At 63.1% G+C, this 11,828-nt stretch carries 8 protein-coding genes and 2 pseudogenes; 9 read left to right on the top strand and 1 reads right to left on the bottom strand.

All coding sequences use genetic code 11. The features are described from left to right. The 9 genes and pseudogenes from JMF82_RS20660 to JMF82_RS20620 all read left to right on the top strand — a co-directional run. Positions 1 to 1,343, top strand: a pseudogene (locus tag JMF82_RS20660) (alpha-2-macroglobulin family protein); the annotation flags it as partial. A gap of 79 nt (positions 1,344 to 1,422) precedes the next feature. Beyond that, positions 1,423 to 3,778: pseudogene (gene pbpC / locus JMF82_RS20655) on the top strand (penicillin-binding protein 1C). A 91-nt stretch (positions 3,779 to 3,869) separates the two neighbouring features. Further along, positions 3,870 to 4,118 carry a hypothetical protein gene (locus tag JMF82_RS20650; protein ID WP_201316412.1) on the top strand — a complete coding sequence of 83 codons (249 nt, stop codon included), beginning with the start codon at positions 3,870 to 3,872 and terminating at the stop codon, positions 4,116 to 4,118. 124 nt (positions 4,119 to 4,242) lie between these two features. Continuing rightward, positions 4,243 to 4,644, top strand: coding sequence for a glyoxalase/bleomycin resistance/extradiol dioxygenase family protein (locus JMF82_RS20645; protein WP_201316411.1), 402 nt, complete (start codon positions 4,243 to 4,245; stop codon positions 4,642 to 4,644). A 51-nt stretch (positions 4,645 to 4,695) separates the two neighbouring features. After that, the gene (locus JMF82_RS20640) at positions 4,696 to 6,891 is read left to right on the top strand and encodes a hypothetical protein (RefSeq protein WP_201316410.1); all 2,196 of its coding nucleotides are present in this window, start codon (positions 4,696 to 4,698) and stop codon (positions 6,889 to 6,891) included. Between the two features lie 188 nt (positions 6,892 to 7,079). Next, positions 7,080 to 7,763 carry a Type 1 glutamine amidotransferase-like domain-containing protein gene (locus JMF82_RS20635; protein ID WP_201316409.1) on the top strand — a complete coding sequence of 228 codons (684 nt, stop codon included), beginning with the start codon at positions 7,080 to 7,082 and terminating at the stop codon, positions 7,761 to 7,763. 116 nt (positions 7,764 to 7,879) lie between these two features. Continuing rightward, complete coding sequence (locus JMF82_RS20630) at positions 7,880 to 8,455, top strand: hypothetical protein (RefSeq protein WP_201316408.1); 576 nt, start codon at positions 7,880 to 7,882, stop codon at positions 8,453 to 8,455. A gap of 91 nt (positions 8,456 to 8,546) precedes the next feature. After that, positions 8,547 to 9,167, top strand: coding sequence for a hypothetical protein (locus JMF82_RS20625; RefSeq protein ID WP_201316407.1), 621 nt, complete (start codon positions 8,547 to 8,549; stop codon positions 9,165 to 9,167). A gap of 70 nt (positions 9,168 to 9,237) precedes the next feature. Beyond that, positions 9,238 to 9,807, top strand: coding sequence for a hypothetical protein (locus JMF82_RS20620; RefSeq protein ID WP_201316406.1), 570 nt, complete (start codon positions 9,238 to 9,240; stop codon positions 9,805 to 9,807). A gap of 66 nt (positions 9,808 to 9,873) precedes the next feature. On the opposite strand, the gene JMF82_RS20615 is transcribed toward JMF82_RS20620, so the two are convergent. After that, positions 9,874 to 10,188, bottom strand: a complete 315-nt coding sequence (locus JMF82_RS20615) for a HigA family addiction module antitoxin (RefSeq protein ID WP_201316405.1) — start codon at positions 10,186 to 10,188, stop codon at positions 9,874 to 9,876. Positions 10,189 to 11,828 lie beyond the last annotated feature (1,640 nt).

Below are 11,828 nucleotides of genomic sequence, written 5' to 3'. Positions count from 1 at the left end.
CCTTGGCCCGCATCGCCTCGTTCCAGGCAAGCAGCGGCCACTTCAGCTTCTGGGGCGGCACCAGTCCTATCGAGACCTTCATGACGCCGTACGTGGTGGACTTCATGCTCGATGCGCGCGACGCGGGCTTCGTCGTGCCGCAGGACGCGCTGCAAAAGGCGTTGCAGCGGCTCAACGACGACCTGCTCGCCGGTGGTCATCCGTACTACAGCTATGAGCACCACGACCACCTACGCATCGCCGACGAAGCGTATTCCGGCTTTGTGCTTGCCCGTGTCAATCGGGCGCCGTTGGGTACGTTGCGCGCCATTTTCGACAACGATCGCCAGAAGTTGGTGGCGCCACTGCCGCTGGTCCACCTGGGCGTGGCGCTCAAGCTCATGGGCGACAACGAACGCGCGCAGAAGGCCGTTGAGGAAGCGTTCGCGTGGACCAAGGAGCGTCCGTGGTACCTGGGTGACTACGGCTCGGACCTGCGCGACCTGGGCAACATGGTTGCGCTGACGCACGCATATGGCCTGAACAAGCCCGAGTACGACGCCAAGTTGATCGACTGGGCGCGCAATGCGACGGCCCAGGTGCACAGCAGCGACGAGAAGGTGCCGTACTACCACTGGTCATGGTCGTACCTCAGCACGCAGGAGCAGGTGGCCATCGCACGCGTGGCGCATGCGTTCGATGCAGGCGAGCACCGTGCGCTTTCCGTGTCGGTGGTGGTGGCCGGCAAAGCCGAGAAGGTACCGGACGGCAAGGCCATATGGGTGCGCCAGATCACCGCCGCGGAGCAGGCTGGCGGCATCATGATCCAGCCCGACGGCAAGGCCACGGTGTTCGCCACGCTCGACGTGGCCGGCATACCGCTCAAGGCGCCGGCTGCCGATCCGAGCCAGGTGGACGTGCGGCGCCGCTACTACACCACCGACGGCAAGGAGTGGATGGGCGGAAAGTTGCGCGAAGGCGACACGCTGATCGTGGAAGTGAGCATGGAGCCTCGCGTAAACATGCCCGATGCGCTGGTGACGGACCTGCTGCCCGGCGGCCTGGAAGCCGAAAACCTCAACCTTGGAGGGGCCAAGCAGTGGGCAGACGTGGTGGTGGATGGTATCCGGCTCGCAGAACACGAAGGCGCGGCCAACGTAGTGCATGAGGAATACCGTGACGACCGCTACGCCGCGGCGCTGAAGCTCCAGCGTGGCGTCAATGCACGGCTGTTCTATGTGGTGAGGGCGGTCACGCCAGGTACCTACACGGTGCCTGCACCGCTGGTGGAGGACATGTATCGCCCGGGTATCCGCGGCTATGGCGTGTCGTCCGTCAACCAGTTGACCGTCGAGGAGCCCTGAGTGGCACCGGGCCGCACTTCGGTGCGGCCCGGCCATTGGCTCGCTTATGCGCGTGCGCATGCCCTCATTTCCTCGCATCATGAAGTCCAGGTCCTGGCGCCTTGGCCGTGGATTGCTGGCGGGCCTGGCGGGCCTGATGCTGTGCGCCGTGTTGCTGGACCACTTGTTCCCGCTTCGCCTGCCGGGGCCGGACACCGGCAGTACGGTGGTGCTGGCGCGGGACGGCACGCCGTTGCGCGCGTTTGCCAACAGCGATGGCGTGTGGCGCTATCCCACCACGGCCGCGCAGGTGTCACCGCTGTACCTGAAGGCGTTGCTCGCTTACGAGGATCGGGCGTTCTACCGGCACCCCGGCGTGAATCCGTTTTCTCTGGCGCGTGCGGCGGCCGGATTTGTTCGTCATGGCCATGTGGTCTCCGGCGGATCGACGTTGTCGATGCAGGTGGCGCGCATCGTGATGCCGATGCCGCATACGTTCGCCGGCAAGCTGGTGCAGATCTTCCGCGCCTTGCAGCTCGAGGCGCATCTGAGCAAGGCGCGGATCCTCGATCTCTATCTCAACCATGCGCCATTCGGCGGCCCTATCGAGGGCGTGGAAGCAGCCTCCTGGGCTTATCTGGGCAAGCCGGCTCGCCAGCTTTCCCGGGCGGAGGCCGCGCTGCTCGCCGTGTTGCCGCAGTCGCCCAGCACGTACCGTCCCGATCGCCATCCGGATGCCGCACGCATTGCTCGCGACAAGGTGCTCAAGCGCATGCAGGACGAGGGCATCTGGAGCACCGACCAGGTGGCCGATGCAAGACTGGAGCCGGTGGTGGCGCGCTCCCTGCGCTCGCCGCTGGATGCGGCGTTGCTCGCCGAGCGGTTGCACCAGCAGCAGCCAGGCAACCGGCGCATCGTCACTACGGTCGACGCCAACCTCGCAACGTGCCTTGGAAGATCGTGTCAGCGAATACCTCGCGCGCCTGCCGTCGCGCACATCGGCCGCCGTACTGGTGGTGGACAACGCCACGCTCGAGGCGAGGGTGTACGTCGGCACGGCCGAGTTCGCCGACCCTCGCCGCCTGGGGCATGTGGACATGGTGCGCGCGCAGCGTTCGCCGGGGTCGACGCTCAAGCCATTCCTTTACGGCTTGGCACTCGATGACGGGTTGGTCACCTCGCAAAGCCTGCTGGTCGATGCGCCACAGGATTTCGGTGGCTACCGGCCTGCCAACTTCGACGAATCCTTCAAGGGGCCGGTCAGTGTCGCCGAGGCGCTGCAGCTATCGCTCAACGTGCCCGCCGTCGATGTGCTGGATCGGGTCGGTCCCAACCGTTTCGTGGCGCGGCTGGCAAACGGCGGGATCAACCTTCGGCTGCCCGATGGTGCGACGCCGAACCTATCGGTGATCCTCGGCGGCGCATCGACGCGGCTGGAAAACCTGGTGGGAGCCTATACCGCCTTTGCTAATCGCGGTGTGGCCGGAACGCCGCGCTATACCCCGCAGCAATCCATGCAGCAGCGTCGCCTGATGTCGCCCGGCGCCGCCTGGATCATACGGGACATCCTTTCGAGCAACCCGGCCGACGTGATGGGCGCGCCCATCGAGGGCACGTTGCGCTCGCGCAATGCCATCGCCTGGAAAACCGGCACCAGCTACGGATATCGCGATGCCTGGGCCATGGGCATCACGGACGACTGGACCTTCGGCGTGTGGATCGGTCGCCCCGATGGCACGCCATCACCCGGTCAGTATGGCGCCGTGACAGCGTTGCCGCTGATGTTCAGCGTCGCAAGCATGCTTCCCGTGACCCATGCGAACCCCCGCGCCTCGCGGCCCGCTTCGGTGAGCGCCGTGGACATCTGCTGGCCGCTGGATGGCTCGGCTGCCGGCACGCCAGCCGAGCTGTGCCGCATGCGTCGCACGGCGTGGACGCTGGATGGCGCCTTGCCGCCCACCTTTCCCGAGCGCGACCTGACCGCATGGGCCGGAGGGCTGCTGACGCTGCGGGTGGATGCCCACCAGCGCCGCCTCAGCGCCACTTGCCATGGCGCGGGCGAGCACGTCATCTCACTGGCACGCTGGCCCGCATTGGCCACCCCCTGGCTCACTCCCGAGGATGCAAAGGCAGCCGCGCTACCGCCATTGGCACCCGGCTGCGCAGCGGATTCACTGGATGTCGCGAGCCCGATTCGAATCGCAGGCATAAGCGACGGCGCGAAGCTTCGCCAGGCACCCAACAGTTCCCAGCCACTCGCCATTACCTTGCGCGCGCTCGGGGCCGTGGAAAAGGTGCAGTGGCTGCTCGATGGCCGGCTGCAGGGAGACAGCGAGGGCGGATCACCTATTCGCCTGATCCTGGCCCAGTCCGGACAGCACCAGGTCACGGCGCTGTCCAATCGCGGCTCATTTGCACGGCTTTCGCTTACGGTAGAGTCATCGCCTGCACCGTGAACCGCATGCAGACGTGTTCGCAGCCCCAAGCGGAGAGTTGCCGCCTGCTCGAACCGAAAGAGTTGCCTTTGCCGCGTCTTGTTTGAGGTCCATGGATATGAGCTTCCTGGCTAAATTCAGGCGCCAGATAAACCGTGACGATGGAAAGTTCTTCCAAGTCGGCAATCGGCCGCTCGGTTGGATCGAGGCTGCCGGAATGCTTCTGGCAACAGGCGCCCTGGCGGCTTGGCAGCTTCAAGAAGTGATCGGCATTGGTGGTCTATGGAGCGCTATTGCCGGCGCAGGCGGGTTGCTGCTTGCCGTGCTTGGTCATGCCCGCGATGAAGAGGACAAGGGCTGAGGTGCGCCACCGGCCTGGAGCAGGCCTCCAGAGGAAGTGTTCGACGCCCCCTTGGGCCTCACGGCTCGCCGGAAGTCAGATTGCACCGCGCATCTTCGCTGCCTACTGCGCAAAGGAGGCATCCATGAGCAAACAAGTGTTCGTCAACCTGCCGGTAGCCGACCTGCCGAAATCATTGGCTTTCTTCAATGCGTTGGGCTTCCCGAGCCATCCGCAGTTCACCGGCGACTCCGGCGCATGCGTTGTCGTCAGCGACACGATTCACGTCATGTTGCTCACGCACGCCAGGTTCCGGGACTTCACGCCCAAGGCGATCTGCGACACGAGCAAGGCCGTGGAGGTTCTGCTTTCCCTCCGCTGCGAAAGCCGCAAGGAGGTGGACAGCCTCGTCGCCAAGGCCATCGCCGCCGGTGGATCGACCTACGACAAGCCGGAAGACTTCGGCTTCATGTACACGCACAGTTTTGTCGACCTGGACGGCCATGGGTGGGGGCTGCTTCATATGAGCACCACGCCCGGACAGTAGTGGGATGTGTGATGCTTGCCGTCATCTTTGTTGGTTGACTGGAATAGCCGCATGAAAATCCGCTTCGGCGTGCTGGTCGCTTTGATGCTTCTGCCGCTTCTTCTGTTGCCACGGGTCGGCCTTGGCGCAAGCTACCAAACCAGAGGTGGCAGCCTGCGGTTCTCCATCGACGAGGCGACAGGCAACTACACGCTCGATGACGGTGCGCTGCACTTTGGTGGTCGATTGCCAAGCGGTGCATCGCCGGTCGCGAGGGTGGCGAACGGGCTGCACTTCCGGCTTGCGGATGGCGTCGAGGCGAGCGTGGCGCCCGCGCCAGGCAAATCCAATGCGCTGGTCTTCTCATGGAAGGTGGTTGGCGCGGCGCCCGTGGCGCCGCCTGCGTTCCCGGATTTCAGCATCGTGCCAGCCGGGATGCATTCGCTATCGCACCGGCAACTGAACTTCGCGCCTCCGGTGTTTGATGACCCGCAGCAGGTGTCGACCCCTTGGGTGTTGTTCACGCCGACGGGCAATACGCTCATCGTTTCCCCCGCCTCGGATTTCTTCCTGGCCAGCATGCTTGGCGATGCCAGGACGCGGGTTGCCGTCGGCCTGAACGCGGAAGTGGCCAAGGTGCCGGCAGGCTTTACCTCGACGACGCTCGTGGCGTCGGCACCGGACACCGTCGCCGCCTACCGCGCCTGGGGCAGTGCGTTGCGAGGGGTCTATCACCGCAGCCCCGCGTCCGCCGAGGCCGATCCGATCTTGCGCTCTATCGGCGTGCTCACCGACAACGCCGGCGGGCACTACTACTACAACTACGAATATGCGGAAGGCCTCGACTACGAAGAGTCACTCGTGCGGTTCTTCCAGCGCAGCCGGGAGGCTGGTCTTCCCTTTGGCTACCTCCAGCTCGACAGCTGGTGGTACTACAAGAGTTCGTGGAATCCGCATGAGAAGGTGGGCCGCATCAAGAATCCGGCGCTGCCTGACGAAGACTGGAACCGTTACGGCGGCCTGGTGGCATGGAAAGCCCATCCCGGCGTGTTTCCGAAGGGCATGGCCGCGTTCCACGAGCGGGTGAAAGTGCCGTTCCTGGCGCACAACCGTTTCATCGACAAGGACAGTCCCTACCGGCAACGGTATGAAATATCCGGGGTGGCCGCTGTCGACCGCCGCTATTGGAACGAGCTTGCGGATTACGCCGCAAGCAATGGCATCGCGATCTATCTCCAGGACTGGCTCGACGCGACCTACAAGTTCTCGCCGGCGCTGCGCAGCGTGCCCGACATGGGCGAACGGTTCATGGACGGCATGGCGTCCGCCATGGCGGCGCACGGCATCACCATGCAGTACTGCATGGCTTATCCGCTGCACATGCTGCAGGGCGTGAAGTACCCGAACCTGACGACAGTGCGCGCGGCGGGCGATGGCCTGGAGCGCTCGAAGTGGAGGCAACTGGCTTTCAATGCCCGCCTGATCCACGAGCTTGGGGCATGGCCGGCGACGGATGTGATGCCGTCGGGAGATACGGCAGCCATGCTGTTCGCCGTGCTGTCCGGTGGCCCCGTCGGTGTGGGTGACGCGTTCGAGAAGCTTGATCGCGCCAATATCTTCAAGGTCGCGCGTGCCGACGGCGATCTGGTGAAGCCGGACGAGCCGCTCATGCCGCTCAACAGCAGCTACCTGAGTGAAGCGGAAAACGCCGGCGCGCCCATCATCGCCGTCACCTTCACCCGACACGGCAGCCACAGCACGGCCTACGTGCTGGCATTCGCGGGCGATCCGTCAAAAGGTTCGACGGCTTTCTCCCCGACTCCCCGTGAGCTGGGATTCAACAGTGCGGTGGCCGTCTTCGATCCTGCCTCCGAAACGGTAGCCACCTTGGGCCCTTCGGAAAAGATCACGGGAAACCTTGCCGGCCCCGACGCCTACGCCTATCGCATCATCGCGCCGGTGTCCGCCGCGGGCATCGCCGTGTTCGGTGATTCGGGCAAATTCGTTTCCATGGGCCGCAAGCGTGTCACTGGCTATGAGGAGCTGGCGCATGGAACCAGGTTGAGCCTCGCTGTCGCGCCCAAAGAAGCGGATATCACCCTGGTCGGCTACGCGCAGTCCGACGTGGTTGCGCACGCAACGGGAGCCGCCGTCACTTCCACCGAGCGGGATCCTGCCACAGGTCTTTTCAAGGTGAGGCTGCGACCGGCGGTGGGTCCGGCGCATCAGGTCGTGCTTACCGTCGCAGTCAAATCTATTGATAAGTGACGGCTATGAGAGCAGGGCAGGGCTGTCTTCCGCACGATGGCCTCTTCGCGGATGGTCGGTCCCCGCCGGTCGACTCGTACACTTGTGCGAGTCAGATCGCCATGATTGACTCCCCAGCCGAATAATCCGGCAAGGCTTACACACCTCACCGTGGCCGGTCCCGGCTTTCGATGGACAAGGAAAGCGCGATGAAGCTTCTGCTCACTTCTGGTGGTGTCAGCAACCAGAGCATTCGCGACACCCTCGTCGACATGCTGGGCAAATCCATCGCCGAGTCCACCGCGCTGTGCATCCCCACCGCGATGTACGGCATGCTGCCCAGGACCGCCGTCATGACGTGGCGGCAGATAGCCGGGCAGACACCCACGCCCATGGTCGAACTGGGATGGAAGTCCGTGGGCATGCTAGAGCTTACCGCGCTGCCCAGCATCGACGAGGAGAACTGGGTTCCCCTGGTGCGGGAGACCGATGCCCTGTTGGTGTGCGGCGGCGACGTGCTGTACCTGCATCACTGGATGCGCGAGTCCGGTCTGGCGGACCTGTTCCCTTCGCTCGGCAACACGGTCTATGTGGGGCTGAGCGCCGGCAGCATGGTGATGGCTCCGCACGTCGGCGAGGAGTTCGTGGGCTGGAAGCCGGCCGCCGGCGGCGACAGCGCACTGGGCATGGTTGGTTTCTCGATCTTCCCGCACCTGGACAACGCCATGTGCCCGGACAACACCATGGCCGACGCCGAGAAGTGGGCCGCGCGCATCCCCGTGCCGGGGTACGCTATGGACGACGAGACCGCCATCAAGGTAGTGGACGGCGTCGTCGAGGTCATCTCCGAGGGGCATTGGAAGTTCTTTGAGCGCCAGAAGTCGGAGCCATAGCCGGGCTGGGCAAGATAGTCTTCGGTTGCCTTGACCGGTTGAACCGGCAACCCATTGCGGACATGCCAATAACGTCGACTTGCAGCCAGATTGAGGCGGAAGCCTTTGGGGGAGAGATGCTCAAACACCTCGTCGCGGTTATTGCCCTCCTGGGACTGCCATGCCTCTCGGTGCAGGCCGATACAGCCACTCAGCCGATCGAGCGAGAAGATGCGGCGGTTTTACGAGCCTCCCTCAGTTCGCAGTGCCAAGCCAAGGACGGGTACGTCCTGCTCTCGTCGACAACTGTTACCCCCAGGGAGAATGACGACATGGGGGAAGCCGATGAGTCAGGTGCTTTTGCAGACCTTAAACGCAGGAATGGCTCCACGGTCTCCCTGCCAGAAAGCCTTGCCTGTAAGGGGGCGCGACAGCACCGTGAACAGGAGATTCGACGATTCTTCGACGAGGACTCCATGTCAACCGGCAAGGTGTCGTTGGACGAGGCTTGGAAGAAGCTGTTCGAAGCGTTCCCCGGAGCCACCGGTTGGACATCCATCAGTCTCCCTGGTTATTCCACGGATGGAGATATCGCAGTGGTCTACATAGCCCGTCACTGCGGGAGCCTTTGCGGACAGGGTATTTACGTGTATCTGCGTCGTGTCAATAATCAGTGGAAGGTACTCGTTCGCTTTCCAGTCTGGGTTTCGTGAAAAGGTCCGCTTGCGACCCATAGCAGACAGCCAAGGCCTCGCTCTTTATGTTCCAGATGTAGCAAAAATGACCACTAGACAGGGGGAGCCAGTGGAAGAAGTTTCGTTCGTCGGAGGTTCGCGCGTTGGTTGGGTGAACGCCTCATGGCCACTCGCTAAGCTCACGGCTAGCGCTCATCAACTTAGGCTCTCGGGGTTCGGGACATATGAATTCACCGAACAGGATGTCGTGTCTTTCGAGCACTATGGCTTCATCCCCGTTTTGGCAAGCGGCATCCGCATAATCCACAATCGAACGGATTACCCAGCGAAGATCGTTTTCTGGTGCATGGGGAGCAGAACGTCAGTTCTGGAAAAGATACGGGCCGTAGGATTTCGGCCTCTAGGCACGGATGTTCCTCGATCACAAGGCTTTGCGATTCGCTGGAGCGTAGCCATTCTCGCCACCCTGCTATGGAACGTTCTGTTTTTTGCCGACCATTGGCTCAAACCACTTGAAGCCCATCCACTACTGGGGCCATTCGCGTTGTTGGCGCTACTTACGGTGTTTGCGATTTCATCAGCCCTGCCGCGATCTGTCGCGCTCCAGCATGTTGTGTTGGAGCCAGGACATTCCATCGGTGAGATCAAGCCGTTTCTGAGACTTCTGCAAATCGTCACCGGCTTCTTATCCGTTGGTTTGGTGGCTTCGCTCCTTTTTACTCATATCTGAGTCAACGTCTAGGGTCCGCTTTCGACCCTGAGCGGACCTAAGCGGGAGTTTGGGAAATCAAAGGATGGAGATGTCTGACATTGACGCGAAGAATCGGGCAAGGTTGATCTCTCTGCTCGACAACATCCCCAATGGCCGCTGCCCAGAGGGTTGGAGCTTGGTCGGAAACTTTGCCATCGGTGGCCTGACCGATATCGGCTTTTCTAAGAATTCCGATTTGCTCCTTGTCCTTTCCGGCAACGGGCGCGGCGTCATCGATCCAACGATCGGAGCCGTAGTTGCCCGCGATGACGAGACTGATGGAGACTGGCTCAACGAGCGACTATTGCTCTGCGATGGCATCGGCCCATTGGCGGGTGAGGCGATTCAGCTTGCGGGTTTGAGCGGCGGCGGCTTGCCGCGTGGATCAGGGCGCGGGGAAAGCTTGGAGGTTGTGAGTCCCAATTGGCCATTGGGCGATCTGATCTTCTGTTCGAATTTCGGGTCAGCACTAATTGAGCGATTACAGTCGGCTTGTCTCAGGATTGCCTCCGACCACATTCGCGCCTACGGCTTTTCGTGGTCCGGGAACTCCTTCGTTTACGCGACGGGCAGCGACATTCACGTTTACCTGCGCATTGGAGCCGAAGTCGCGGGTTGATTCGTAAGGTCCGCTCCCGACCCAGAGCAGACCTTGTCGGTGACGCAAATATCTACGCCGGTCCGCTTATTCAACGATAGCGCGACGGGCATGGAGCAGAGGCTTTGCCCTTTCCAGATCGTATCGTGCCTGTAGTGCCAGCCAGTAGAAGGCGGTGGTGTCGAGGGCGAGGGAGAGGCGGATGGCGGCTTTGGGGGCGATGGGGCGGGTGCCGTCGATGAGGGCTTTGAGGTGATGGGCGGGGATGCCGGTGCGGCGGGCGAGTCGGGCGGGGTTGAGGGCGTGGGGGATCAAATAGGCGTGCAGCAGGATGTCGCCGGGGGTTCGCAGTGGTTGCGAGGGGTCCACGTCCAGGTGCGGGGTGAGTTGGATCAGTTCCATGGGTTGTCTTCCCTGTCGGGCACGGCCGCGTAGCGGATAGGCGCTTACAGCGCTCCGTGTCAGTGAATGCCTGGTAGCGTTGTCGGTGATCGCCTGGGAGCGGCGCATCGCCATGCCGGCCGATGCGCCGCAAGGGCGATCATCGGACGTGTGGTGGGTTCACTCGGGGCTCGTGGCCGAGCAGGCTGGCGTACCGCTGGAGGCAGTGGATGGCCGTGCCGAGGCTGGTGGCTTCCGCCATGGAAAGCGGCCACAGCAGTGGCCTTCCGGGAAAGCCTCGGGCCTGCGCGATGCGACAGCGCTCGTTGTCGACACGAAGACGTGTGAGGGCAAGCACCGCCAGGGCGATGTCACCGCGCGCGCCATGGCGCAGGGTTTCGGGCCATGCCGCACGTGTGTGTGGCGGGGCGCCAGCGGGAGGAGTGAGGGTGCCGTCAGCGGGAACGGACGGGCGAATGCGTACCGTATGATCGTGGGTAGCCATGATCAACTGCCTTGAAGTTGGTGATGGTTAGCGGGTCGTGGGTGTTGGAAGCACTCACGGCTCGCGCCTCATGACTTGGTGGTCATGGTCATTCGCGAAGCCCTTCAACACGACAGCGCGAGTGACTGCCAGACCCTAACAAGCAGGGTCGGCATCGTCTGTCAGGGTTGGTTGAGATGGGTGTCCGTCTGGCCGTGGGTGCGCGTGACGGCGTCGGGCAGGCAGGCATGTCAGCGCCGCTGCCGTAGAAGGCGAGGGCTTGGTGCGGCTTTCTCAAAAAAATGCCTCCGCATCTTGTCTTTGACTCCTGCGCGTCGGCTACTTGTTCTTGGCGATACGCCAGCATGCGTCGAGGAGCATGCGTTGTTGCTGCTCGTCGGCGATCTCTGGGCGAGCCGGCGCGTGAGCGCATTCAGGTCGCCGCCACCGCAAGCGGCCTGGCGTACCAGGTGTGCGGTCAGGGCGACGTGTTTGGCGAGTTAGGCGGCGCAGATGTGCCGCATGGATGTTGCTGGTCGGCTGGGTAGGGTAGGTGGTTGTTTCGCGAGCACCCACCCCTCACCCCAGCCCTCTCCCCGGAGGGGAGAGGGAGTATGTGGCGATGTTGTGGCGTGGTGTCTGCTCTTGTGGGAGCGCACCCAGTGCGCGATCGGCGCAACAGGGGGTGTCATTGTGTTGCTGATGAAGGGGGCGCTGGGTCGTTTAACGGTCGCGGTGCTGGATGACGCAGTAGGGGATTCCTTCGCGAGCACCCACCCCTCACCCCAGCCCTCTCCCCGGAGGGGAGAGGGAGTATGTGGCGATGTTGTGGCGTGCTGCCTGCTCTTGTAGGAGCGCACCCAGTGCGCGATTGGCGCAATAGGGGATGGGTCGTTTAACGGTCGCGGTGCTGGATGGCGCAGTAGGGAGTTCTTTCGCGAGCACCCACCCCTCACCCCAGCCCTCTCCCCGGAGGGGAGAGGGAGTGTGTATGGCGATGTTGTGGCGTAGCTGCCTGCTCTTGTGGGAGCGCACCCAGTGCGCGACAGCCTGACGGAGCGTTGCCATCGAGGTGCTGCGATCGTGCACCGGGTGTGCCCTTGATGAAGTGGGAGGCGGGTCGTTTAACGATCGCAGTGCTGGATGGCGCAGTAGGGAGTTCTTTCGCGAGCACCCA

Origin of the sequence: Dyella sp. EPa41 (assembly GCF_016586165.1) — a bacterium.
GTDB lineage: Bacteria > Pseudomonadota > Gammaproteobacteria > Xanthomonadales > Rhodanobacteraceae > Dyella.
Note: the sequence above shows the minus strand (reverse complement) of the source record. Positions and strands in the feature narration are given on the sequence as shown.